This is a genomic window from Achromobacter sp. LC458 (assembly GCF_001005835.2).
Lineage (GTDB): Bacteria > Pseudomonadota > Gammaproteobacteria > Burkholderiales > Burkholderiaceae_B > Achromobacter > Achromobacter spanius_B.
Genome location: NZ_LBHW02000001.1, coordinates 270,263 through 295,125, shown reverse-complemented (window position 1 = coordinate 295,125; position 24,863 = coordinate 270,263). Strand labels below are relative to the sequence as shown.

At 64.0% G+C, this 24,863-nt stretch carries 25 protein-coding genes; 8 read left to right on the top strand and 17 right to left on the bottom strand.

Annotation, left to right across the window (positions count from 1 at the left end; all coding sequences use genetic code 11):
• Positions 1–188: 188 nt before the first annotated feature.
• Positions 189–317 carry a hypothetical protein gene (locus YH64_RS30435; RefSeq protein ID WP_255444064.1) on the bottom strand — a complete coding sequence of 43 codons (129 nt, stop codon included), beginning with the start codon at positions 315–317 and terminating at the stop codon, positions 189–191.
• A 388-nt stretch (positions 318–705) separates the two neighbouring features.
• Here YH64_RS30435 and YH64_RS01325 point away from each other — a divergent pair, with 388 nt between their 5' ends.
• From YH64_RS01325 to YH64_RS01315, 3 genes are all read left to right on the top strand, one after another.
• Complete coding sequence (locus tag YH64_RS01325) at positions 706–906, top strand: CsbD family protein (RefSeq protein WP_046802701.1); 201 nt, start codon at positions 706–708, stop codon at positions 904–906.
• A 45-nt stretch (positions 907–951) separates the two neighbouring features.
• Complete coding sequence (locus YH64_RS01320; RefSeq protein WP_006218179.1) at positions 952–1,116, top strand: DUF1328 domain-containing protein; 165 nt, start codon at positions 952–954, stop codon at positions 1,114–1,116.
• A 93-nt stretch (positions 1,117–1,209) separates the two neighbouring features.
• Positions 1,210–1,548 carry a BON domain-containing protein gene (locus YH64_RS01315; protein ID WP_046802700.1) on the top strand — a complete coding sequence of 113 codons (339 nt, stop codon included), beginning with the start codon at positions 1,210–1,212 and terminating at the stop codon, positions 1,546–1,548.
• A 254-nt stretch (positions 1,549–1,802) separates the two neighbouring features.
• On the opposite strand, the gene YH64_RS01310 is transcribed toward YH64_RS01315, so the two are convergent.
• The 10 genes from YH64_RS01310 to YH64_RS01265 form a co-directional block, all read right to left on the bottom strand.
• Positions 1,803–2,675, bottom strand: coding sequence for a PhzF family phenazine biosynthesis protein (locus YH64_RS01310; protein ID WP_046802699.1), 873 nt, complete (start codon positions 2,673–2,675; stop codon positions 1,803–1,805).
• A gap of 88 nt (positions 2,676–2,763) precedes the next feature.
• Positions 2,764–4,176 carry a 4Fe-4S binding protein gene (locus YH64_RS01305; protein WP_046802698.1) on the bottom strand — a complete coding sequence of 471 codons (1,413 nt, stop codon included), beginning with the start codon at positions 4,174–4,176 and terminating at the stop codon, positions 2,764–2,766.
• 39 nt (positions 4,177–4,215) lie between these two features.
• Entirely contained in the window at positions 4,216–5,067 is an 852-nt protein-coding gene (locus YH64_RS01300) for an FTR1 family protein (protein ID WP_046802697.1), read from the bottom strand.
• A gap of 13 nt (positions 5,068–5,080) precedes the next feature.
• Positions 5,081–5,434, bottom strand: a complete 354-nt coding sequence (locus YH64_RS01295; RefSeq protein ID WP_046802874.1) for a cupredoxin domain-containing protein — start codon at positions 5,432–5,434, stop codon at positions 5,081–5,083.
• 2 nt (positions 5,435–5,436) lie between these two features.
• Positions 5,437–5,973, bottom strand: a complete 537-nt coding sequence (locus tag YH64_RS01290) for an iron transporter (protein WP_046802873.1) — start codon at positions 5,971–5,973, stop codon at positions 5,437–5,439.
• A 232-nt stretch (positions 5,974–6,205) separates the two neighbouring features.
• On the bottom strand, positions 6,206–6,772 hold the full coding sequence (phaR, locus tag YH64_RS01285) for a polyhydroxyalkanoate synthesis repressor PhaR (protein WP_006218172.1): 567 nt from the start codon (positions 6,770–6,772) through the stop codon (positions 6,206–6,208).
• Between the two features lie 121 nt (positions 6,773–6,893).
• Positions 6,894–7,631 carry an acetoacetyl-CoA reductase gene (gene phbB, locus YH64_RS01280; protein ID WP_046802696.1) on the bottom strand — a complete coding sequence of 246 codons (738 nt, stop codon included), beginning with the start codon at positions 7,629–7,631 and terminating at the stop codon, positions 6,894–6,896.
• A gap of 76 nt (positions 7,632–7,707) precedes the next feature.
• Positions 7,708–9,342, bottom strand: coding sequence for an alpha/beta hydrolase (locus YH64_RS01275; protein WP_046802872.1), 1,635 nt, complete (start codon positions 9,340–9,342; stop codon positions 7,708–7,710).
• 123 nt (positions 9,343–9,465) lie between these two features.
• The gene (pgeF, locus tag YH64_RS01270) at positions 9,466–10,230 is read right to left on the bottom strand and encodes a peptidoglycan editing factor PgeF (protein WP_046802695.1); all 765 of its coding nucleotides are present in this window, start codon (positions 10,228–10,230) and stop codon (positions 9,466–9,468) included.
• Positions 10,218–11,249, bottom strand: coding sequence for an RluA family pseudouridine synthase (locus tag YH64_RS01265; RefSeq protein WP_082134321.1), 1,032 nt, complete (start codon positions 11,247–11,249; stop codon positions 10,218–10,220). Before YH64_RS01265 ends, pgeF begins: the two co-directional genes overlap by 13 nt.
• A 107-nt stretch (positions 11,250–11,356) precedes the next feature.
• Here YH64_RS01265 and YH64_RS01260 point away from each other — a divergent pair, with 107 nt between their 5' ends.
• On the top strand, positions 11,357–12,145 hold the full coding sequence (locus YH64_RS01260) for an outer membrane protein assembly factor BamD (RefSeq protein ID WP_046802694.1): 789 nt from the start codon (positions 11,357–11,359) through the stop codon (positions 12,143–12,145).
• Between the two features lie 142 nt (positions 12,146–12,287).
• Here the strand turns inward: YH64_RS01260 and YH64_RS01255 are convergent, their stop codons facing one another.
• The gene (locus YH64_RS01255; RefSeq protein ID WP_046802693.1) at positions 12,288–14,393 is read right to left on the bottom strand and encodes an ATP-dependent DNA helicase; all 2,106 of its coding nucleotides are present in this window, start codon (positions 14,391–14,393) and stop codon (positions 12,288–12,290) included.
• A 214-nt stretch (positions 14,394–14,607) separates the two neighbouring features.
• On the opposite strand from YH64_RS01255, the gene tex reads away from it, so the two are divergent.
• Positions 14,608–16,986 carry an RNA-binding transcriptional accessory protein Tex gene (tex, locus tag YH64_RS01250; RefSeq protein WP_046802692.1) on the top strand — a complete coding sequence of 793 codons (2,379 nt, stop codon included), beginning with the start codon at positions 14,608–14,610 and terminating at the stop codon, positions 16,984–16,986.
• A gap of 358 nt (positions 16,987–17,344) precedes the next feature.
• Positions 17,345–17,851 carry a hypothetical protein gene (locus tag YH64_RS01245; protein ID WP_046802691.1) on the top strand — a complete coding sequence of 169 codons (507 nt, stop codon included), beginning with the start codon at positions 17,345–17,347 and terminating at the stop codon, positions 17,849–17,851.
• A 78-nt stretch (positions 17,852–17,929) separates the two neighbouring features.
• On the opposite strand, the gene YH64_RS01240 is transcribed toward YH64_RS01245, so the two are convergent.
• The 5 genes from YH64_RS01240 to YH64_RS01220 all read right to left on the bottom strand — a co-directional run bounded on the left by YH64_RS01240 (position 17,930) and on the right by YH64_RS01220 (position 22,408).
• Positions 17,930–19,282 (bottom strand): tryptophan--tRNA ligase, encoded by a 1,353-nt coding sequence (locus YH64_RS01240; RefSeq protein ID WP_046802690.1) that lies wholly within the window; start codon positions 19,280–19,282, stop codon positions 17,930–17,932.
• 144 nt (positions 19,283–19,426) lie between these two features.
• Positions 19,427–19,750: a DUF3325 domain-containing protein gene (locus tag YH64_RS01235; RefSeq protein WP_046802689.1), complete on the bottom strand. Its 324-nt coding sequence runs from the start codon at positions 19,748–19,750 to the stop codon at positions 19,427–19,429.
• Complete coding sequence (locus tag YH64_RS01230) at positions 19,747–21,474, bottom strand: PepSY domain-containing protein (protein WP_046802688.1); 1,728 nt, start codon at positions 21,472–21,474, stop codon at positions 19,747–19,749. The genes YH64_RS01235 and YH64_RS01230 overlap by 4 nt, the downstream gene beginning before the upstream one ends.
• A complete protein-coding gene (locus tag YH64_RS01225; RefSeq protein WP_046802687.1) occupies positions 21,471–21,752 on the bottom strand; it encodes a DUF3649 domain-containing protein in 282 nt (93 codons plus the stop codon). Before YH64_RS01225 ends, YH64_RS01230 begins: the two co-directional genes overlap by 4 nt.
• Before the next feature lie 23 nt (positions 21,753–21,775).
• The gene (locus tag YH64_RS01220) at positions 21,776–22,408 is read right to left on the bottom strand and encodes a DUF4198 domain-containing protein (RefSeq protein ID WP_046802686.1); all 633 of its coding nucleotides are present in this window, start codon (positions 22,406–22,408) and stop codon (positions 21,776–21,778) included.
• A 238-nt stretch (positions 22,409–22,646) separates the two neighbouring features.
• Between YH64_RS01220 and YH64_RS01215 the strand changes: the two genes are divergently transcribed.
• Positions 22,647–23,561 carry a dihydrodipicolinate synthase family protein gene (locus YH64_RS01215; RefSeq protein WP_046802685.1) on the top strand — a complete coding sequence of 305 codons (915 nt, stop codon included), beginning with the start codon at positions 22,647–22,649 and terminating at the stop codon, positions 23,559–23,561.
• A 264-nt stretch (positions 23,562–23,825) separates the two neighbouring features.
• Positions 23,826–24,758 carry a 4-hydroxyproline epimerase gene (locus YH64_RS01210; RefSeq protein WP_046802684.1) on the top strand — a complete coding sequence of 311 codons (933 nt, stop codon included), beginning with the start codon at positions 23,826–23,828 and terminating at the stop codon, positions 24,756–24,758.
• Positions 24,759–24,863 lie beyond the last annotated feature (105 nt).

Genomic DNA, 24,863 nt, shown 5'->3' with positions numbered 1-24,863 from the left:
AACGGGGCGCAGCGCGCCCCGTTTGCATTTCAAGCGCGGCATTTCAAGCGCGGCATTTCAGCCGCAGCTTTTCGGCCGCCGCATTTCAGTCCCCGCATTTCTGCCGACGCATGCCACTCACCGCATGCCGCCCGCCATGTTCTCGCCCGCCGTGCGCAAGACGAGATGGGGCGTGTGATCCCCTGCGTTCAGGTGCGGGGCGTGGCCGCTTCCAGCGCGGGGCCGGTGGCCTGGTACTTGTCCGTCACGTGCGTGCATCCCACCGCCGCCAGCGCGGCCAGCGTCAGCAAGAGAGCGCTGCAAAGTCGTTGCGTCATGCGTACCTTCCTTTTTCGTTGATGAAAAGCTCGAGGGTTGGGCACGACTATACCGGCCAGGCCTTGCCGCCACCAGCATGGCGAAGGCGCTTGCCCCACGCGCCGCCTGGGAAATCGACGCATCTTCCGTTACCAGCCCCGCTCAAAAGGGGACAAGACATTGCCGGAATGTAACTCCTGCGAGACGCTTTCCCCCGGGATTTTTCCCTCGAAAAATCGCGTCCGCCAAGCCATCCGGCGCTGTTACATATACCCACAGCCGCGTTTGACAGCCCCTTTGGCCACTCGTAAGTTAGGGGCTAGCTGATCAGCGTTCAAGTCAACCGCGACAGCAGGAACTTATAGGCCATAAGCCCTGTGTCGCACGAAGATAAGAAGAGAGGTCACCATGAATAACGACATCATCGCCGGCAAGTGGAAGCAAATGACTGGCAAGGCCAAAGCCGCCTGGGGTGAGCTCACCGATGACGAACTGACCCGCACGGAAGGCAACGCCGAACGCCTGGCTGGCCTGATTCAAGAGCGTTATGGCAAGACCAAGGATGAAGCGCAAAAGGAAGTCCGGGATTTCTTCGACCGCAATCCCTGAATCCTCCCACCGCCTTGATCGGTCGAACTCACTGGAGAAGCTGACATGTTGCATTACGCCGTAGTTTTCTTCGTCATCGCGATCATCGCGGCGGTTCTCGGCTTCGGCGGTATTGCCGCCGGGGCCGCGGGTATCGCCAAGATCTTGTTCTTCGTATTCCTGGTGCTGGCGCTCTTGTCCATCTTGAGCGGCGCGCTGCGAAAAAAATAGAACACGCCGATAGCACGCATACCCTACTGAAAATTTGATCCTCTGCCGCGCAGACGCATCACGCGGCAGACCATACTAATAAGGAGCACGACTATGGAATTTCGCAAGCTGATCGCCGCCGCCGCACTGGGAACTGGCGCTGTCTTCACTTCCATGGCTTTCGCGGCGGATGATGGCAAGCCCAAGCAATCCGTGGGCGAATATGCCTCCGACGCAACCGTAACGACTAAGGTCAAGGCCGCTTTCGTTGCCGACAAGCAGCTGAGCGCGTTGGACATCGCCGTGGAAACCAACAACGGCGTCGCGACGCTGACCGGTACCGTGGGCACGGCGGCTGAAGCCGACCACGCCGCTACCGTCACCCGTGGCGTTGAAGGGGTGAAGCAGGTGAAGAACAACATCAAGGTCGACCCGGCCAAGAACAAGAAGTAAGGCAGGTTTGTCAGGACGGCCGCGTTCCATACCGGGGCCTAGAGAGAGAGGGCGGCGCCTGTGGAGACACAGGCGCCGTTTTCTATGGGCGAACACAATGCAGCGGCGGCAATACAGCAGCCATAATGCAGCAGCCGCAGCGCAGCCGCACGGCGCCGCCACCGCCAAGAACCGGCCACCGCGCAGCGCCCGCCTTGCCCCGGGCGGGATGCCCCGGGTCGTACGCCCCAAACCACACGCCCCCAATCAGATCGTCAGATCGTGACGGTGCCCCGCCCGATTTCCAACGCACGGCCGCCCACCTGGATGCGGCCATCGGCATGCACGTCCAGCAGCAAGCGGCACGGCCGGCCCATCTGGTCGCCCTGCTCGACCAGGATGCTGGCGGGCAAGGGCTGCTGCTTGTGGATCAACCAACCGCCCAGGTTGGCGCAGGCCGATCCCGTGCCGGCGTCCTCGTCCACGCCGCCGCCCGCCTTGGCAAAGAAGTAGCGCGCCACGACCACCTGGCGTGCATCGCGCACATTGCCTTCGTCAAACGCGAACAGGTACATCGTCTTGCGGCCCAGGCTGCTGGCTTGCCAGCGGCTTAGCTTGGCGGAGTCGGGCATGGCGCGGCGCACCGCGTCCACGCTGGCCAACGGGACCAGCAATTGGTCCGCCCCGGTATCCACCCAGATGGGATCGCTTGCCAGGTCATCGGCCGACAATCCGACCAGCGACGCGATTGCCGCGCGGTCTTGCTCGGGCGGCGCCGTCTGCACGCCGTTGGGGCACGGCGCGGTGAATGTCCAGGCATCGCCTTGGGCCTGCACCGGCACCACGCCCGCGGCAAATTCCAGCGTCAACGCATCGCCGGTGCCACGAATGTCGCACACCACTTGCGACGTGCCGATGGTGGGGTGGCCGGCAAACTTCATTTCGTAGCCCGGCGTGAAGATGCGCACGCGCGCATCGGCCTTATCGGACGGCAGGATGAACGTGGTTTCGGACAGATTGAACTGCGCGGCCAGGTTCAGCATGGTGGCGTCGTCCATACCGCGCGCGTCTTCAAACACGCAAAGCTGGTTGCCGCCGAAGGTGGACGACGCAAAGACGTTAAGCAGGCGAAAGGCGTAGGAGGTCATGAGGGAAATCAAGCAGGGAAAGCGCCGGCGCACCCGGCAAGGCTTCCCACTTTATCGCAGCGCCCCGCCGTGATCCATCGCGCATCGCTTACCAGATTGCAAAGAAAAACACCCATGCCATGCAGAAGGGTGCCAAGCCTGCGGCCAGCACCACCCACGCCGCTACCTTGCGCGTGGCGGTGACGGGGCGCGGCGCCAGCAGGCGGGCAAACAGGCGCAAGGTCCACAGCACGGCAAGCGTCAACAGCGTGAAGCGCACCGGGCCAGCCCAGCCTGCTTGCACGCCTTCGTGCTTGAGCAGGTTAACGGTGGTGGCGGACAGGCCCAGGAACACCCCAATGCCGGCCGACGGGATCAGCGCCTGCGCCAGCTTGTGCACGCCGGGGCGGATCCAGCGCGTTGCGGCGGCATCGACCGAGGCGGCGTCGACCGACGGCGCAGCGGGCGCCAGGCGGTCGGCCAGCCACAGCGACAGGAAGCTCGCGCCGCCCACGATCACGGTGGCGCCGATGACGAACATCAGGATGCCCGCGCCGTCCAGCCACGAAAAGCTGTCGTTGACGTCGGGGTAGTGCGTCAGGATGAACCAGGGCGCGTTGTCCATCAGCGGCCACATGATGTCGTGTTCGACCAGCCACGTCGCGGCCCATTGCTTGGCCGTCACGTACCAGGGGCTGGCGCTCCAGAGGAACGCGCCGATGGCGATGCCCATCAGGCCGAAGCACAGCAAGGCGGTCTGCCAGGCGTCGCCATCCGAAACGTGCACGATTTCTTCTTCGGGCGAACGCGGCGTCAGGGCGATGGCGCCGCGATAATCGCTGCACCGACCGCACATGTGGCAATCGCCCGCGCCCTTCATGTGGCGCAGCGGCACCAGCGGCGCGCAGTTGATGGGCTCAATGCGGATGACGGGGTGACGCCACTTTTCTTCATCGACCTTGAAGTGCCACGGCGCCAGCTTGGCCAACAGATTGAACACGCCGTTGACCGGGCACAGGTATTTGCACCACACGCGCTTGCTGCGGCCATACCGCCAGCCGACGATCATGGCGGCCACGGTGGAACCGCCCAGCACAGCCAGCACCGCCAGCGGGTATTGATACACGCTGACCAGTTGGCCGTACACCGTCGTCAACGCAAACGCCACAAACGGCCAGCCGCCCCAGCGCATCCACTTCGGGATGGCGCGGCCCTGCCCGCGCTCGCTGGCCCATTCGGTCAGCATGCCTTCCGGGCAAAGCCAGCCGCACCACGCGCGGCCCAGGATCGGCATCGATATCAGCACGAACGGCCACCAGACGCCCCAGAAGGCAAACTGCGCAACGATGGTCAGGTTGTTGAACACCGATGCCGCGTTGTCGGGCAAGGGCATGATTGCGGGCACGATCAGCAGGAACGCGTACAACGCAACAATGCCCCACTGAAGCTTGCGCAACAGCGGGGCATGGTCACGGAGAAAATCGGCGATCCGGGAAGTCACCCTCCCGAGTACAGCAGCCATGGTCAAACCTTCAATGTTCAGTCCGGCATCACGTCGGAATCAAGATGGGTTGCGTGCGGGGACCGGCGCGCGGGCCGGCTTGCCGCCCACCCAGCGCAGCAGCGCCCACACCACGATCCAGTAAGCCACCCACAACAACACCGAAATCAGGGCGGGCAGCGCGCGGTAGCCTGCGAAGTCGGCCAGGACCTTGCCCACGCCGGTGCTGTCGCTCAAGAGCCAAGAGCTATCCCAGACGGGGTCGATGAGGGTGGGCAACACGTCCAGCGAAATCAGGTGATCCAGCCCGCCGACCAGCAGCGAACCGGCCAACAGCAGCAGCAGGATTTCGGTCACGCGGAAGAAGCGGCGCCACGTAATCATCTTGCCGCCCAACTGCAACAGCCAGAACGTCAGCAGGGCCACGGCAAAACCGGCCACACCGGCCAGGGCCAGCTTGGCCATGTCGCCGCCGCCCTCGCCCGCCGATACGGTGCCGTACAGAAACACCACCGTCTCGCTGCCCTCGCGCGCCACGGCAATGGCCACCAGCACGAACAGCCCCCACCAGTTGTCATTGGCAACGGAACTGCGCGCACCGCTTTCCAGTTCGCCTTTGAGCGTGCGGCCATGCTTTTTCATCCACACGACCATCTGCACGACCAGCGCGCAAGCGGCTAGCGACATGATGGCCTGGAACCATTCCTGGCCTTCGTCGCTAAGCCAGGACGACACGCCAAGCAACACCAGGGCCAGCGCCACGGCCAGCGCCAGGCCCGCCGCCACGCCGCCCCACAGGTAGTTCAGCCCGCGCTTGCCTTCCGGCGTCGCGCGCAGCCAGGTGTACAAGATGCCTACCACCAGCAGGGCTTCAACGCTTTCGCGCCAGACGATAAAAAGGACCTGTTCCATGTATGGCTACCGCTTATTCCTTGGGCTTGACGACCAGGGTGCCTTTCACGCTTTGGTGAAAGTCATCAAAGAAGGGGTACTCGCCGGGGCGGGAAATGGTGATGACGACGAAGGATTTAACCCCCGGCCCCAACACTTTTTCCTTGCGCAGCGGAATGCTCTCAAATTCCACCGGCTCGTTGCTTTCGTTGATGAGTTCAATCTTGAAACGGCCGGCGGGCACTTCCAGGGTTGCCGGCTCGAACGTGCCGTCCGGTTTGAACCTGAGCGTGAACGTCGGCAATTCGTCCGCCTGCGCGGGCGCCATGCCGGCAAGGCCGGCCAGGCCGATCAGTGCGGCGGCAACAACGCGAAGCAGGCGGCGCACGATCAATATCCGCCCTTCTTGCCGGTGCCGGCGTAGACGAATTCGTATTCCAGTTCAAAGGGCTCGAACCACGGGCCCACGCCGGTTTCCTTGTCGACGTGGCGGCCGAAGTGGGCCATCTTGTTTTCGGACGGCGGCAGGATCGAGTACTTCAGCTTGTACTTGCCCGGGCCTTCCAGCTTGACGTTGTCGCCATAGTGCGGACCGTCGTTGGCGACCATCGGCATGAAGGTGCCTTTCTGCACGTTCTGGCTGCCGACCTTCTGGATCTCAAAATTCACGACCAGGTAAGGCACCCATTCGCCTTCCGGGAAGCCGGTTTTGTTGCCGGCCGTGGCGTGGATATCGGCCTCAAGGTGCACATCGGAATCCTTGGCGGGGCGCATCATCCCGGGCGGGTCCATTTCAATCGGCTGCAAATACACCGCGCCGATTTCCATGCCGCCCTTCTCAACCGGCTTGCCAATGGGGTATTCGGCCGCGTTGGCGGCCGACACGCTCATTGCAACAATGGCCAGCGCCAAGGCTTTCTTGATCATGTGCATCATCCTGAGAGACTCAAATTGGGTATCGGCTCTAAAAACATAAACAAGAACCGTTTGCATTAATGTAACGAAAAAAACTGACATATCCCTGAACCGAAAGGCCCGGAATGCATCAGTTCGTTGCGTTATCTCAAAGGGAAAAGCGGCCACAAAAAAGCCGGCGGGGACGATGCCACACCGGCTGCTGGCAGGGCAAAAAGCGCGGATGCGCCCTTGCCGCTTGGCGCTATTTGCGGCCCTGGCCCGGCGTGCTGCCCGGCGTGAACGGGAACGTCGAGAACATCGCGCGCGTCTGGTCCTGCATTTGATCCTGCATCTGCACGAACAGGTTTTTGCTCTGGTCGATGTAGTTGTTCATCATGTTTTGCAGCATGGGCGTTTGCACGTTCATGAACTGCGTCCAGGCTTCCGGCCCGAACTGGCTGCCGTACAGCCCCTTGGACTGTTCCGCCATGCGCGTCTGGATTTCCATGAAGGCCTGGATGTTCTTTTCAAGGTAAGAACCCATGATGCCCTGCATGGCGTGCCCGTAGAAACGGATGATCTGCGACAGCATGTTCGACGAGAACATGGGCATGCCGCCGCTTTCCTCTTCCAGAATGATCTGCAAGAGGATGCTGCGGGTCAGGTCTTCGCCGCTCTTGGCGTCGACCACCTGGAATTCTTCATTGGCCAGGACCAGTTGCTTGACATCTGCCAGAGTGATGTAGGTGCTGGTCCGGGTGTCGTATAGGCGACGGTTGGGATATTTTTTAATCAGGCGCAGGCTGGCGCCGGTTTGTGCTTGCGTCATGTGTGTCCCCGGATCGGGCGATCTCTAAGACTTCGAATAGGGTGGAGTGTAATGCCGGAAGGCCCTCTCCCCGAGGCCTTCCAGCGCCTTGAGCCGCCGGGGGGCGGCCCGCTAGCCTTCATCAGCCCATGTGCAGGCCGCCGTTCAGCGAGAAGTCCGCGCCGGTCGAGAAACCGGATTCGTCCGACGCCAACCACGACGTCATGGAGGCGATTTCCTCGGGCGTGCCCAGGCGTCGCACCGGAATGGTCGCCACGATTTTTTCAAGCACTTCGGGGCGGATGGCGCGAACCATGTCCGTGCCGATGTAGCCCGGCGAAATCGTATTGACAGTGACGCCCTTGCTGGCCACTTCCTGCGCCAGCGCCATGGTGAAACCATGGATGCCGGCCTTGGCCGTGGAGTAGTTGGTCTGGCCGAACTGGCCCTTCTGACCGTTCACCGAGCTGATGTTGATGATGCGGCCCCACTGCCGTTCAACCATGCCCTCGATGACCTGCTTGGTCACGTTGAACAGGCTGTTCAGGTTGGTGTCGATCACCGCGCGCCAATCGTCGGCGCTCATTTTGCGGAACAAACCATCGCGGGTGATGCCCGCGTTATTGACCAGCACGTCGACCCCGCCCAGCTCCGCGGTGACCTTTTCAAAGGCCTTCACCGTGGATTCCCAGTCGGACACGTTGCCCACCGACGCATAGAACGTGTAGCCCTGCGCAGCCTGCTCATCCAGCCATTGCTGGTAGTTGCGGCTGGGGCCGCAACCTGCCACGACGCGAAAGCCATCCTTGGCCAAGCGCTGGCAAATAGAGGTGCCGATACCGCCCATCCCGCCTGTTACGTAAGCCAGTTTTCCGCTCATTGGACTTCCTCCTGTGTGCGACGGACGCCTCGTTGATTAACTTCTTATTAGCCGGGGTAAACCGCGTCGTGCGGTTTCAGGCTGCCCGGACCTTCACATACCTGCCAGGCGCCGGCTCGATCGGCTGGTACTTGGCATTGCCTAATTTTGTGCGCGCCTTGATCTGCTTGCCCGAATGGTCAGCCAGCCAGGCCGTCCAGTCGGGCCACCAGCTGCCCGCGTGTTCGGTGCTTTGCGCGAACCAGGCGTTCGGGTCGCCCGGCATGTCATGGCCTTTCTTGCCCAGCTTGTCCGCGACCCAATAGCTGCGGCGCTTCTTGGCGGGCGGGTTCACCACGCCCGCGATGTGGCCCGAGGCCCCCAGCACGAAGCGCTGCGGCCCGCGCAGCAATTGCGTGGACGCATAGGCAGACACCCAGGGCACGATATGGTCTTCGCGCGAGCCAAAGATGTACGCCGGCATCGTCAGGCGCGTCAGGTCCAGCGATGTGCCGGCCGCTTGCGCGCGGCCCGGCACCTTCAGGTTGTTTTCCAGGTAGGTATTGCGGAAGTACCAGGAAAAGAACGGCCCGGGCAGATTGGTGCTGTCGCCATTCCAGAACAGCAGATCAAACGGTGGCGGCTTCTGACCCTTCAGGTAGTTGCCGACCACGTAGTTCCAGACCAGCTCGTTGGGCCGCAGGAACGAGAATGTGGTGGCCAGGTCACGGCCGGGCATCAAGCCGCCGTTGCCCAGTTGTTGATCGCGCAGCAGCGCATGGGCTTCGTCGACAAAGACCTTCAGCACGCCCGTGTCGTGAAAATCCAGCAGCGAAGTCAGCAGCGTCAGCGACGCTACCGGCTGTTCACCGCGCGCCTCGGCCAGCGCCAGCGCCGCGGCCAGCATCGTGCCGCCCACGCAGAAACCCAGCGCGTTGACCTTGGTTTGCTTGGTGATGTCGCTGGCCACGCGCAGCGCTTGCAGCACGGCGTCGTCCAGGTAGTCGGTCCAGGTGGCGCGGTCCACGCCGTCGGTGTCGCTGGCCAACGGGTTGCGCCAGGAAATCAGGAATACCGTGTAGCCCTGCCCCACTGCGTGGCGCACAAAGGAATTTTCGGGTTGCAAGTCCAGGATGTAGAACTTGTTGATGTTCGGCGGCACGATGACCAGCGGCCGCTCGTAGACCGTGGCGGTCGAGGGCGCGTACTGGATCAGCTGGAACAGCTTGTTCTCGAACACCACTTCGCCGGGCGATACGGCCACGTTGCGGCCGATCTCGAACTGCGATTCATCGGTTTGGGTGATGCGGCCTTTCTTGACGTCGCCAAGCAGGTTGGCCAGGCCTTCATTCAACGCGCGGCCGGCGCTTTCGACGATGGACTGCTGGGCGTCTGGATTCAATGCCAGGAAGTTGGACGGCGACAGCGCGTCCACCCACTGCATGATGGAAAAACGCAGGCGCTCGCGCATGGGTTCGCTGACCTGGGCGGCGTCGACCATGCGCTGCATGGCGCGCGCGGACAGCAGGTACGTGTGGGCCAGCAGCAGGTGCGAGCCATTGGCGGCCCAGGCGTTGCCGGCAAAGCGGCGGTCAGCGGGAGGCACAAGCGCGCCGCGCCGGGCGTCGTCACAAAGGCGCTGCCACTCGCGAGAGAATTCGGCCTGAATTTCGGCCAGGATTTCCGGTGCCACGCTCACCGGAATGGGTCCTGCGGAGAGATTGGCGTTCACTTCCACACCTTGTTATCGACACTGCTCGATTGATGTTGCATTCCGGGTCCATCACTGTCAATGCGGGTATACAAGGAGTTTCGCCGCACGGGTTTGCGCCCTGTGCAGCGGCCTTGCGCCAGATCAAAGCGGGTCGAGCCAGGCCAGCAACGCCATGCGTCCGGTTTCGGTATCGCGGCGGTATGAAAAGAAGCGCTGCGGGTCCGACACCGTGCACATGCTGCTCAGGGCCACTTCTTGTACCCCGGCGCGGCGCAGGCGGAAATCGGCCAGGCCGGCGAGGTCGGCCAGCCACTTTCCCGATAGACCGGGACGCGGCGTGAAGAACCGCAGCGTGGCCGGGTCGTCCGCCGTGAAGGCGTCCAGCACGTCTTGCCCCACTTCGAATTCGGTCGGGCCGATGCCGGGGCCGACCCAGGCGCGCCAGCCGCCGGCGTCGGGCGCCTTGGCTTGCATGGCCGCCAGCGTGTGTTCCAGCACCCCGCCCGCCAGGCCACGCCAGCCGGCATGCGCCGCGCCCAGCACCTGGCCCCGACCGTCGGCGATGACGACGGGCAGGCAGTCGGCCACCATGATGGCCAGCACGCGCCCCGGTTGCGCCGTGACGCTGGCGTCCACCGCGGGTTCGTCGGGCAAGTCAGGCGCATCGGCATCGACTACCTCGCTGCCGTGCACCTGACGCAGCCACAGGGGCTCGCCCGGGACGGCGGCGCGCACGCGGCGTCGGTTTTCGGAGACCGTGTCGGGGTTGTCCCCGGCGCGGCGCCCCAGGTTCAGGGAATCATGCGGCGCCACGCCCACGCCCCCGGCACGGGTCGTGCAGAAGTACGAGACGCCCGGCCACGACGGGCCGGTCACAACAGGCAGGCTGGCGATCACGCGGTCCATGCAACGGTTTCCTGAACTAACGCCATGTCGGCCGGAACGTCAGCGGTGAATTGCACGTCGCCGTTGCCGCCGGGGTCATCGAAATGCAGGGCGCGCGCGTGCAGCATCTGGCGCGTGGCCCCGGCAATGTTCTTGCCGCCATAGATGGTATCGGCCAGCAGCGGGTGCCCCAGGCTGGCCATGTGGACGCGGATCTGGTGGGTGCGGCCGGTTTCCAGGCGACACACCACTTCCGTGACGCGACCACCCGGGTCCACCTGCCCGCGCCGGACCGGCGCGTAATTGGTAATGGCGGGTTTGGGGGCAACGGGGCGCTCGACGCTCATGCGCACGGGCACGCGGGCATCGCGCCCGATCGCGCGGTCGACCCGGCCGGCCGCCGCCATCCAGCCATGGGCCAGGGCGACATATTCGCGGCCCATGCTGCGTGCCTGCAATTGGCGCACCAGATGCGTCTGGGCCTTTTCATTGCGGGCCACGACCATGAGCCCCGAGGTGTCTTTGTCCAGCCTGTGTACGATGCCGGCACGCGCCACGGCCGCCAATTCCGGGTAGCGGTACAGCAGCCCGTTGAGCAGCGTGCCGCTCCAGTTGCCGGCGCCCGGATGCGTCACCAGGCCCGCGGGCTTGTTCACGACGATCCAGTCGGGGCTTTCGTCCACAACGGTGAATTCAACGGGTTCGGGGGTGAAGGCGCGCGCATCAGGGGCGGGCTGGGCCCACACCAGCAGTTCGTCGCCCGGGCCAACGGTCTGGCGAATCTTGCCGGGCGCGCCGTTGACGTGCACGTTCCCGGATTCGATCCAGCCTTGCAGCCGGCTGCGGGAATGGTCGGGCAGCAAGCCGGCCAGCACCTTGTCCAGCCGGTCGGCGCGGGTGCTGGAAGGCACGGTTACACGTTGCGGTTCACCCCGGCTTTCGGCGGGGTTTGCCTCGGTGATTTCGTCGGAGTTTTCGTCAGGAAGGCCCAGGAGTTCGTCGTCGGAAACGAGATCTGTGCCGGCGGCTGTATCGGACATGGAGACAAATCATATAATCAGCCTGCCATGCTAACACCAAGGATACGATTCTCGTGATTCACCACCCCGCAGCTCCCTCGAACCCCGCATCCCGAAGCGGGCCGGTTTTGCGCGTGGTTATCGCGCTATTTGCCGTCATCGTCATCGCCGGTTGCGGCTCGACCAACAGCAAATATGACAAGACCACCAACTGGAGCGCCGAACAGCTCTACGCCGACGCCAAGTCGGAAATGTCCTCCGGAGGCTGGAAAGAAGCGCGCGAGCGCCTGACCGCCATCGAAAGCCGCTACCCCTTCGGCGTGTACGCCCAGCAAGCCCTGCTTGAGCTGGCCTACGTCAACTGGAAAGACGGCGAAAACGAGCAGGCCCTGGCCGCCATCGATCGCTTTCAGCAGCTTTACCCGAACCACCCCGGCACCGACTACGCGCTGTACCTGAAAGGCCTGATCAACTTCACGCCCGCCAGCGCGTTCATGACCAACATCACGGGCCAGGACCCCGCCGAGCGCGACCCCAAGGGCCTGCGCGCGTCCTACGACGCGTTCAACGAACTGATCAAGCGCTACCCGGAAAGCAAGTATTCGGTTGATGCCGAAAAGCGCATCGCCTGGCTGGTCAATACCATCGCCATGAACGAAGTCTATGTGGCGCGCTACTACTACGAACGCGGCGCCTACGTGGCCGCCGCCAACCGCGCGCAAACCGTCATCACCGACTTCGAAGGCGCCCCCGCCACCGAAGAAGCGCTTTACCTGATGGTCGAGTCCTACGACAAGCTGGGCATGACCGACTTGAAGAACGACGCGCAGCGCGTCTACGACAAGAACTTCCCCAACAGCGAATTCAAGACCAAGGGCCTGAAGGCCGACCGCAGCTGGTGGAATCCGTTTGACTGATTGATCAGCGGATTTGCCCGCATGGGAAAAAGCCCCCCGGATCCTGGATTCGAGGGGCTTTTAATTGGGCCCGAGGGTTGTGCGTTGGCGGCGCTGACGAAATAAACCTTCGCGCCGCAACGTCGGCGGCAACGCCCGTGCCCTACGCCGCCACGTCGTCGTCGCCCTGTTTGCGCCGGTAGAACGCCAGCACCTCTTCCAGTTCGCGCGTGCGAGCAAACGGCGGCAGGCCCCGCCACAGGCGTTTGCCGTAGGGCTTTTCGACCAGGCGCGCATCACCCACCATCAACACGCCCCAGTCCGATTCCGTGCGGATCAAACGGCCCGCGCCCTGCTTGAGCGAAATGGCGGCTTCCGGCAACTGGTATTCCGAAAACGGATTGCCCCCGTGTGCCCGACACGCGCGCAAGCGCGCTTCGATGACGGGATCGTCAGGCGGCGCGAACGGCAGCTTGTCGATGGCTACCAGCGTCAGCACGTCGCCCGGCAGGTCTATGCCTTCCCAGAAGCTGGCGCTACCCACCAGCACCGGGTGCTTGAGCTTGCAGAAGCGGTCCAGAAGATCCCGGCGCGTACCCTCGCCCTGCTTTAACAGCGGCCAGTCATGGCCGGCGTCGTCAAACGCGTCGGCCAGCAACGTAGCCACTTTTTCAACGGCGCGCAGCGTCGTGCACAGCACCAGCGTGCCACCCGGGCTGGCTTCCAGCAGCGGCATCAGCGTGTCGACAAAGCGATCCAGGAATTGCGGCGACTGCGGCTCGGGCATGCCGCGCGGCACGAATAGCAGCGCCTGTTCGGGATAGTTGAACGGGGATTCCCACTTGCCCGTGCGCGCTTGTTCCAGGCCAAGCTGGCTGGTGAAGTGGGTGAACTCGCCATTCACCGACAGCGTGGCCGACGTCATGATCCAGGCCTGCCCCGGCTTGCGGTATTTGGAAAACGCCTGCGCCACGGACAGCGGCGCGGAATGCAGCCGCACATGATGCAAACCGTGTTCGACCCAGCGCACGGCCGGGCCGGTCCATTGCTGGGCGGCCGCCACGCCTTCCAGGATGGCGGCGGGTGTGGACGGCCCGTCGGCCAGCGCGATGTCGGCGGCGGGCTCGGGCGCCTGGTCATCACGGCCCCAGCCTTCGTCTTCCATGTGGCCACCCGCGCGGCCCGGCGTGGCCCAGCGTTTCAGCCGAATCGATATTTCGGCGCCGCTGCGCGCGGCCGCCATCAGGTCGGGGTGCTTTTCAGCCACCACGCCCAGCGCCTTGGTCGCCGTGTCCACGGCCTCGCGCAAGGCGGCAAGTGCCTCGTCGAATTCCTCGGGGTTGGGGATGGCTTCAAACGTGGCTTTGCGGCCGGGCATCTTGTCCAGCGGCGCACAGGCCAGGCGCAATTCGCGCGCGGCGGTTTCCAGGTGGCGGCTGACGTCGCTCCACTTGGCGGCTTCGCGCGCATACGCCAGCCCGGCCACTTCCAGCGCGCGGCCAAAGTCCATCAATTGGTGCGTGGACACGCTGCTGCCCAGGAAGCGCGTGGCGGTGTCGGGCAGTTGATGGGCTTCGTCGAAGATGACGGTGTCGGCTTCGGGCAGCAGATCGGTAACGCCTTCTTCGCGCAGCACCAGGTCAGCCATGAAAAGCGCGTGGTTGACCACGACGACATCGGCCTCCTGGGCCTGCCGGCGCGCCTTGACGACAAAACAGTCGCGAATGCGCGGGCATTCCTGGCCCAGGCAGTTTTCGCGGGTCGAGGTCACGCGCTGCCAGATGTCGGCGTCTTCGGGCACTTGCGCCAGATCGCTGCGGTCACCGGTCTTGGTAATGCCCGCGAACACCTGGATCTGGCGCAGCTGCTGGATTTCGGTGCGCGACTTCAAGGCCCGCTCATCGCCCTGCAGGCGTTCAAGGTGGTAGTGGCAGACATAGTTGCCCCGCCCCTTGAGCAGCGCGGCGGTGACGGGCGCGGCCAGCGCGGCGCGTACGCGCGGCAGGTCGCGCGCGAACAACTGGTCTTGCAGCGTGCGCGTGCCTGTGGAAATCAGCACCTTGCCGCCCTGGATGAAGGCGGGTACAAGATAGGCCCAGGTTTTGCCGATGCCGGTGCCCGCTTCGGCCACCAGCGTGGCGCGGTCCTGGATGGCGTCGCCGATGGCCTGCGACAGCTCCACTTGCGAAGGGCGAGGCTTGTAGCCGGGCATGGCCGTGGCCAACGGCCCGTCCTCGTCAAAGAATTCGGAAATATCCAGGTCCAGCATTACGGCAGCCTAGTGTCGGTCGGAGTCTATGGTGAACCGGTACCGGTAACGGTTCGGGCGCCAGACACTGATGTGGGAAAGGACCAAATGATACCCCTTGCCACGCCGCCTTTCCGGCTGAGCAAGGGACAGATCGGTCCCCCCTGGCACGTTTTGTAATAGCCGCTTATGGCACAATCCGCCCCTTGTTTTTCCTTTTTGCCGTCGTATAGAGATGTCTGAAACTTCCGCTATCACGTACGTCGCCGCCGGCGTCGACAACGCCCGCATCATCGCGCAGCTTGCCACCGAGCTGGGCGCGCGCACCTCCCAAATCGCTTCGGCGGTGGAACTGCTGGATGACGGCGCCACCGTGCCGTTTATCTCGCGCTATCGCAAGGAAGCCACTGGCGGCCTGGACGATACCGTGCTGCGTAACCTGGAAGTGCGGTTGGGCTACCTGCGCGAGCTCGAAGAGCGCCGTGGCGCCATCCTTGAGTCCATCTCGCAGCAGGGCAAGCTGACGTCCGCGTTGCAGCAAGAAATCGCCACGGCCGACACCAAGCAGCGCCTGGAAGACTTGTACGCACCGTACAAGCCCAAGCGCCGCACGCGCGCCCAGATCGCCCGCGAGGCCGGTCTGGAGCCCCTGGCGGACGCCATCCTGGCCGACACCGCCTGCGACCCCGCCGCGCTGGCCGCGCAATACCTGAACCCCGAGGCGTCCATCAACGATGCCAAGGCGGCGCTGGACGGCGCGCGCGACATCCTGGCCGAACGCTACGCCGAAAATGCGGACCTGCTGGCCGACATGCGCGAGCACCTGTGGTCCACCGGCCTGATCTATTCCAAGATGATCGACGGCAAGGAAACCGAAGGCGCCAACTTCCGCGACTGGTTCGACTTCAACGAGCCGCTGCGTACCCTGCCCTCGCACCGCATCCTGGCGCTGCTGCGCGGCCGCCAGCAAGGCGTGCTGGAATTGCGCCTGGGGCTGGAAGCCGAGCTTGAAGCGCAGGTGCCGCACCCGTGCGTCGCGCGCATCGCCAACTTCCTGAAGCTGGGCAACGGCCTGTTCGCGCTGGACGCGACGCCGCGCGCCCGCTGGTTGGGCGAAGTGTGCCGCTGGACCTGGCGTGTGAAGCTGCTGACGGCGTTCGAAAGCGAACTGATCGGCCGCCTGCGCGAAAGCGGTGAAGCCGAAGCCATTCGCGTGTTCGCCGCCAACCTGAAAGACCTGCTGCTGGCCGCGCCGGCCGGCCCCAAGGCCGTGCTGGGCCTGGACCCGGGCATCCGCACGGGCTGCAAGATCGCCGTCATCGACCAGACCGGCAAGGTCGTGGACACGACCACCGTCTACCCGTTTGAACCGCGCCGCGACCGCGACGGCACGATCAACACGCTGGCCGCGCTGGTGGCGCGCCACAACGTGGACCTGATCGCCATCGGCAACGGCACCGCTTCGCGTGAAAGCGAAAAGCTGGTGGGCGACATGATGGAACGCTTCCCCGACCTGAAAGTCACCCGCGTGGTGGTCTCCGAAGCGGGCGCATCCGTGTATTCGGCCTCGGAAATGGCTGCGCTGGAATTCCCGGATCTGGACGTGACGCTGCGCGGCGCCGTGTCCATCGCCCGCCGCTTGCAGGATCCGCTGGCCGAGCTGGTCAAGATTGATCCCAAGGCCATCGGCGTGGGCCAGTACCAGCACGACGTCAACCAGCGCGAGCTGGCCCGTTCGCTGGACGCCGTGGTCGAGGATTGCGTGAACGCCGTGGGCGTGGATGTGAACACGGCGTCGGCCGCGTTGCTGGCACGCGTGTCGGGCTTGAACTCGCTGCTGGCCAAGAACATCGTTTCCTGGCGCGATGAAAACGGCGCGTTCCCCACCCGCGAAGTGCTGCGCAAGGTGCCGCGCTTTGGCGAAAAGGCGTTCGAACAGGCTGCGGGCTTTTTGCGCATTCCCAATGGCGAGAACCCGTTGGATGCCTCGTCGGTGCACCCGGAAGCCTATCCCGTTGTCGAACGCATCGTTGCCAAGATCAAGGCCGAGGTCAAACAGATCATCGGCCAGCGCGAGGCCTTGAAGGGCGTATCGCCGTCCGACTTCACGGACGAACGATTCGGCCTGCCGACGGTGCGCGACATCTTCGCCGAACTTGAAAAGCCCGGCCGCGATCCGCGCCCGGAGTTCAAGACGGCGCAGTTCAAGGAAGGCGTCGAAACACTGAACGACCTGTACCCCGGCATGGTGCTGGAAGGCGTCGTCACCAACGTGGCCAACTTTGGCGCGTTTGTCGACATCGGCGTGCACCAGGACGGCTTGGTCCACATTTCGGCCTTGGCCGAAAAGTTCGTGAAAGATCCGCGCGATGTCGTGCGTGTTGGCCAGACGGTTAGCGTGAAGGTGCTGGAAGTGGACGCGGCCCGCAAGCGCGTGGCGCTGACCATGCGCCTGAACGACACCGCCGCTCCCGCACGCCGCAGCGGCGACGCCCCCAAGGGCGGCGACCGCCCGCGCCGCCCGCAAGGTGACGGCGGCCGTGGCAACGCGGCAGGCGGTGTCGGCGGCATGAACAGCGCCATGGCGGATGCCTTCGCCAAGCTCAAGCGCTGATCTTTTCGCGCGGCGCTAAAACAAAGCCAGGGCTGATGCCCTGGCTTTTTCTTTTCCCGTTTTCTTTGCCCGCTTCTTCGTCCGCTTCTTTGCCCGCTTCTTTGTTCGCTTTCTTTGCCGATCCCTACCCTAGGACTTTCCCCTAGATTGGGCGTTTTCCTTGCGCGCGCTCAATCAGGAAATCTAAAAATAAGGGAAAATATCGAATTGTGTCCAAATAATAAAAGCCGGTGGCGTTGGGGAACACGGCAGACGCAAACATCCATGATCAGGCGAACTGCGGCGCGAACCGTCTATCAGGCAAGAAGTAAAAGAAAAAGCGCCCCACCCTGATAGCCCCCCCGGAGAGCCATTGAACATGAGCACGACCATTACGCTTGCCGCCAATGAAGCGGCAACGATCACCGAAAAAGAAGTTGGCCACAGCGGCACCTACGCCGAAGTCACGCTGGGCCAATACTCGCACTTGGTCGTTGACGGCGCCGAAGTCGCCTTCAAGCACATCACCCTGGAACGCCTGGGCAGCCGCGTAATTGAATTGCGCAACGGCGCGCAGCTTCAAGTGGGCGCCCTGGGCTTTGCCAGCATGGGCGCCAGCATCGTGTACCGCATCGGCGTGGGCTGCGCGCTGACTTTCGACGCCAGCCAATGGGACCCGGAAGTCGTGGCCAACACAACGTTCGACTTTGCCAGCCAGGGCAGCGGCACGCTGAAGTACTTTCCGTTCATCAACCCGGAATGGCTCGACTGCCCGAACGTGACCGGCTATTCAGAAGGCGATCTGCTGGAAATCGCCGGGCAAGGCAGCGCACAGCGTTTCCAGGTGCGCGATGGGCGCATCGTGGCGGGCGCCCGTACGGCGTAACGGCGCACGAGCGGTAGACGGTGGCGGGCAGCAGGCAGCAGGCAGCAGGCAGCAGGCACTGACGCGCTGCCCGGCCGCTTATTCTTTTGCCAGTGACGCCAGCGCGTCGCGCGTGCGCGTCAGGCGCGACTCTGCATCGCCTTGCGCGCCGGCCGGCGCTTCGGCAACCGTCTCGCCGTCAATGACGGCGGTGTAGGTTTCGCCGGACGCTTGCAGCACGGTGTCAGGCGATTCTTCTTGCAGCCGGCGCATCAAGGCGCCCGCCTGCTTCGGGTCCGCGAAGCGTTGCGACAACAGCAGCTCTTCACCATCAGCCGCCAGCAAGCGGAAGCGGAAGCCGCCCGTTTCATCGCGGAAGCTGACAAAGCGCGCGCCCTTGTCCTTGTCTTTCTTGCCCTGCGACTTCGCCGTCGCCGCGCCCGCATTCAGGTTGCGCAAGCCGACGGCCACGCGCAGTTCCTGCATCAACGGCAAGGCTTGCTTGCGCGCCTTGTCGGCGCCCGCCTGAAGAATGTCTTCGATGCGGCCCGGGTTGGCGATCAGGTCCACATATTTTTCGCGCATCGGCGCCAGCAGGTTTTCCAGGTGCTCGTACAGCGCCTGCTTGGCGTCGCCCCAGCCCATGCCGTCTTCCAGCTGCTTGCGGAACGCCGCCGATTCCGCCTGCGTGGCGAAGGCACGGTACAGCGTGTACAGGTGCGAATTTTCGGCGTCCTTGGCTTCGCCCGGCGCGCGCGAATCGGTCACGATACGCATCACGGACGCGCGCAGCGCCTTGGCGCCACCTTCGAACAGCGGGATGGTGTTGTTGTAGCTCTTGGACATCTTGCGGCCATCCAGGCCGGGCAAGGTCGCCACGTCTTCTTCAATGGCTACCTCGGGCAGCGTGAAATAGTCGCGGCCATAAAGATGATTGAAGCGCTGCGCGATATCGCGCGCCATTTCCAGATGCTGGATCTGGTCGCGGCCCACCGGCACGCGGTTGGCGTTGAACATCAGGATGTCGGCGGCCATCAGCACCGGATACGAGAACAAGCCCATCGTGATGCCGTCGTCCGGGTCCACGCCCTTGGCCACGTTCTGATCCACGGACGCCTTGTAGGCGTGCGCGCGGTTCATCATGCCCTTGGCGGTGACGCAGGTCAGCAGCCAGCTGAGCTCGGGAATTTCGGGAATGTCGGATTGCCGGTAGAACGTCACGCGTTCGTGGTCCAGGCCCACCGCCAGCCAGGTGGCAGCGATTTCAAGGCGGGAACGCGCCACACGCGCCGGGTCATCGCACTTGATCAGCGCGTGATAGTCCGCCAGGAAGAAGAACGCGTCCACGCCAGGCTGGGTGCTGGCCTGCACGGCGGGCCGGATAGCTCCCGCGTAATTGCCAAGGTGGGGGGTGCCAGTGGTGGTAATGCCGGTAAGGACGCGGGTATTCATAAGGCGAAGAGGCGTGTGCTAGGGGAAACAAGCAGTGTAACGTGCCGGCGCATCGGCGCCTTGCCCCGTGGCGACGGCGGGTGGCCACCTGGCGTTGGGCAAATCGCCATCGCGCACGGTGCGCCGGCTTGGCGAGCGACCCGCCTACAGAACCGCAAGCACCGGCGCGGCCAGCGCGCAGATTCCGCCCGTGGTCAACGCCGCGCGCGGACGGAACGTCAGGAACCAGATCAGCAGCAAGCCGGCGATGCTGAGGATGCCGATCCATTCCACCGTGCCGTAGCTCCAGCCCCAGACCGTGGCCGATGCGTACAGCGACAGGGCCAGCGCGATCCAGCCGAAGATGCGCAACGGCACGCGGTGGCGGCGCGGGATGGCGCGGTCGAACAGATCTTCGTAGTGGCGGTCCATCCCCAGGCACAGCGCGGAAAAACCGGCGTAGGCCAGGCAGAAAGCGGCAAGCGTCATGGCGTATCACCTCGCGGTTCATAAACGACGGCGCCGGGCGCAGCGGGCGTTGGGGACGTTGGGGCCGTTGCGGACTTTCCGGACTTTCCGGACTTTCCGGACTTTGCGGTCGTTGTGGCCGTTGCGGTCGCAGGGGCCGACGCATTGGCCCGCCCACGAGCTGGCCCCTTGGCCGGCGCACGACGCGCGCGCGCCGCCTTGCGCGACATCCAGGCGAACAACACGGCGCTGGCCAGGCAGGTCAGATCAAACCCGGCCATGACCCAATCGCCCTGCGGCAACGACACGCCCAGGTGGCGCGACGTGGTCAACGCGTTGACCACCGGCACCAGGGCCAGCGCGGCGGCGGCAATTCCCAGCAGGTCCTGCCACTTGCGGCGCTGGAACAAAAAGGCATAGACCAATGACACGGCCCACGCCGCGAAGAAGCTACGGGACTCCCACAACTGGCGCCCCGGCAGGTCGGCCGGCAGCAGGCGGTTGGCAAGGAAGAACACGGCAACGCCCAGCACCACCCCGGCGATGGTGCCGGCATTCAGGCCGTCCACCAGCCGCAACGAAAACGCTTCGCGCGCATCTTGAGGCCGCGCCTTCTGGCGGCGCTTGGCGATCCACAGCACCAAGCCCGTGGCCACCATGCCGGTGCCGGCCAGGCTGACCAGGAAATAGAACCAGCGCAGCAAAGGCTCGGCGAACAAACCCAGGTGCAGCCCGGTGATCGTGCCGGCGGTTCTGGCGGTAGCGCCCAATTCGTCCTGCCCTTCCGTAAGCTTGCCGGTCACCCCGTCAAACCGCATCCACGGCGCCATCAAGCCGTACGACACGCCGTCGGCCGCCGCCTGCGTCAACGTCACGGTGGCCCCGGCGTCGCCCGGGTTGTTGACCGTGACGCGACCCAGTCGACCTTGCCACTGCTGCTGCGCCTGCTCCACCAGCGGCGCAAGCCGCACCAACGGCGCGGGCTGGTTCAGCGGCGGCGTGACCTTGAACGACTTGAAGACATCATCCGTGTACTGGCGCGGATTGTCGTAGACGGCCTTGATGCCGGCCGGCATCAACATCACCATGAACAGCACCAGGCCGCTGAAAGTGATCATCAAATGAAAAGGCAGCCCCAGCACCGACAGGGCATTGTGGCCATCCATCCAGGCGCGTTGCCCGCCCTTTCCAGGACGGAAGGTAAAGAAGTCGGCAAAGATTTTCTTGTGGGTAATGATGCCGCTGATGATCGCCACCAGCATGAACATGCCCGCGATGCTGGCCAGCCAGCGCCCCCACGGGAACGCGGTCTCAAGTTCGAAATGGAAGCGGTAGAAAAAATCGCCGCCGCGTGTTTCGCGCCCCTGGACCGCCTGCCCGGTGGCGGGGTCCAGCTTCACGCGCACAAACCCGCGCTCGCCCGGCTTGGGCTTGGGCAGTTGGTACAGCAACAGAATCAGCGGCTCGCGATCGGACGGCGGCGTGATGAACCAGCGCTTGGCGTCCGGCGCATGTTCGTCCAGATAGCGCTGCGCCATCTCCACCGACTGCACCGCAGGCGCCGGCTGCACGTGGATTTCGGGCTGCATCCAGCGCGTGATCTCGGGCCGGAAGAACGCCAGCGAGCCGGTCAGGAACATCGCGAACAACACCCATCCGAATATCAACCCGGCCCAGGTGTGCAACCACGACATCGATTGGCGCAGGCCTTCTTCGCCCTGCGCTTTGGGCTTGCGTGCCGTCATGCCATCCCCATCCCGCGCCCTGCCAGGAATAGACCGCCCAACAATGCGGCCGGCAGCAAAATTCCGATCCAGGCGCGCCACGCGCTACGCGTGGCAAACACCCAGATCACGCCGCACGTGTAGACGACGAACGACAACATCAAGGCGGTGGTGACGGCGTCTGCCCGCCCCATCGGCAGCCAGACGGCCAGGCACGCCGCAGCCGCCGAGGCAAGGGCATAGCCGCCCAGAATGGCGGCTGCCGCCCTGGAAAACACGGCCATGCGATAGCGCATCATGCCTGCGCCGGCTGCGGGAGCTTTCACGGATTCACGTTGAAGGTCAGGGTGGAAACGTAGCGGATCTTGGCGTAGGTCTTACCGTCGGCCTCGCCCGCCTTCTCTTGCATGTGCGCCGCTTCCAGCACGTACTGGCCCGGCCACGGCGTCGTGATTTCGATACGACCGTTTTCATCGGTCCAGAAGCGCTTTTCCCACTTCGGCGGACCAAAGACGGTCACTTCGGTCTTGGCCAGCGGCTTGCCTTCAAAGTTCAGGACAAAAGAGTTGGCGCCGGCGGCGGTGGGCACCAGTTCCAGGTCCAGCTTGGCCTGCGTATCGGTGCGGCCGGCCTTGGCGCCGTACTTGACCAGCGTTTCCTTGAACTGCATCGGCTGGGCCAGGCGTACGTCGCCCTTTCCAGACACCGCGTACTCCACAAAGTCCGTGCCCTTGGCCGAGGCCTTCAGCACGGTGCCGTCAGCGGCGGTCACGACAGGCGCCACCAGGACCTTGCCCAGCAAGCCATCCTGCTTTTCGCGCACGTCGTCGGCCCATTCGCCGAAGTACGCCTTGGCCGGGCCTTCGCCGCCCCGTTCCAGCCAAACAAAGTGTGCCTGCGCAGCGCCCGCGCACCCCATGAGGGCGATGGCCGCCAAAGTCCTTGCAAGGTTCATTCTGGTTCCTTTGGTTTTTTAGTCTGATAAAGACAACAGATAAGCCCCGCGGCCGATGCCTGTTTTTTATCGGCCTGAATTATAACCATTCTCACTACCACTTCCATCGAAATTTGGGCCTGAACGCCGGGCGCTGTTAACCCCATTCCTGGTTAACCCCCATTCCTTTAACCTGTGGATTAAATATATTAGCCATATATCTGAAGCCACCCACCGCACGTGAACCCTGGAGTTCCTCATGACGCACCCACGCTGGACAGGCATCTTTCCCGCCATCACCACCAAGTTCCACGCCGATGAACGGATCGACGCCGAAGGCACCGCCAAGCACATCGATTTCCAGATCCGCAACGGCATCCATGGGATGGTCACCTGCGGTTCCCTGGGCGAGGCCAGCACCTTGACGCTGGAAGAAAAGCTTGAGGTCACCAAGATCGCGCTGGAGGCGTCCGGCGGCCGCGTGCCGGTGCTGGCGAACGTATCCGAGACCAGCACGCGCGAGGCGCTGCGATACATCGAAGGCGCCAACAAGCTGGGCGTGGCGGGCTTCATGGTCATGCCGTCGCTGATCTACGTGGCGGACGCCCGCGAGGCCATGCTCAATGTGCGCACCATGGCCGAGGCCGCGCAGCAGCCCATCATGGTCTACAACAACCCGCTGGCCTATCGCGTGGACCTGACACCGGCCCACATGGCCGAGCTGGCCGATTGCAAGTGGATCGCCGCCGTCAAGGACAGCTCGGGCGATACCCGCCGCGTGACCGACCTGCGCAACACCGTGGGCGATCGCTACCAGATCTTCCTGGGCGTGGACGATCTGGCCTACGAAGGTCTGGCGCTGGGTTGCGATGGCCTGCTTGCCGGCGTGGGCTGCGCGTTTCCCCGCGAAACCGTCGCACTTTACGACCTGATGAAGGCCGGCAAATACGCCGAAGCGTTGTCGCTTTATCAATGGATGACGCCGTTGCTGCATCTGGACGTATCCGCCAAGCTGGTTCAGAACCTGAAGCTGATCGACGCGCTGGTTGGCGTGGGCACCGAGCACGTGCGCCGGCCCCGCTTGCCGGTGATCGGCGAAGAGCGCGCGTTGATCGAACGCGTGGTGGCGCAGGCCTTGGCAACGCGCCCCGCGCAATACCAGTCGGTGCCCTGACCGCCCTTGCCGCCCGGCGATGACTCCATCCGATGACATCCAGGAATTACCTGCAATGTCATGGAGTTATCGCTGAATCGCCAAGTGAAAAATTGCGTGGCGTTGCGGTCTCTACGACACGACGCCACGCGTTTAATTGCCTAGACTAGCCCGTTCGCTTGTTCGTTCGCTTGTTCGTTCGCTTCTTGTTCGTCCGCCGGCAAGCCACGGCTTGCCGGACCGCTTTCTCGCTGCACGTCCACAACCTCTGCACAAGGCGCGTCAATGAATCAGATCCGTGTCATCGACTCCCACACCGGCGGTGAACCCACCCGGCTGGTCGTCTCCGGTTTTCCCGATCTGGGTGCCGGAGACATGGCGCAAAGGCAACGCCGCCTTGCCGACAAGCACGACGCATGGCGCGCGGCAACCGTCCTTGAACCCCGAGGCAGCGACGTCATGGTGGGCGCCTTGCTGTGCCCCCCACAAAACCCGGCCAATGCCGCCGGCGTGATCTTCTTCAACAACGCTGGCTACCTGGGCATGTGCGGCCACGGCACCATCGGGCTGATCGCCACCTTGGCCTACCTGCGCCGCATCAAGCCCGGCGCGCACGGTATCGAAACGCCGGTGGGCACGATCCGCGCCACCCTGCACGAAGACGGCTCGGTCAGTGTGCGCAACGTACCCGCCTACCGGTTGCGCCAAGGCGTTTGCGTCGATGTACCCGAATACGGCAAGGTCATCGGCGACGTTGCCTGGGGCGGTAACTGGTTCTTCCTGGTCAGCCAGCACACGCAGCGCGTTGCGCCAGACAACCTTGACGCACTCACCGAGTACGCCTGGGCCATCCGCCAGGCGTTGCAGGCGTCGGGCATCACCGGCCGCGATGGCGCGGAAATCGACCACGTTGAACTGTTCGCCCCCGACCCCAACGCCGACAGCCGCAACTTCGTGCTGTGCCCGGGCAAAGCCTATGACCGCTCGCCGTGCGGCACCGGTACCAGCGCCAAGCTGGCCTGCCTGGCCGCGGACGGCAAGCTGGCCCCGGGGCAGATCTGGCGGCAGGCCAGCGTCATTGGCAGCACCTTTCAGGGCAGCTATGAACTGATGGAGGGGCAGATCATTCCCACCATCCGCGGGCGCGCGCACATCTGCGCCGAATCCACGTTGCTGATCCAGCCCGACGACCCCTTCGGCTGGGGCATCCGGCTTTGATCGCCGGCCGTTATTTGGCGGCCGTAATTTGCTGCCCGTTATTCGCTGAACGCTGATCGCCGTTTGCAGATCGCTATCGCTAATCGCTAATCGCCACGGAAGCCT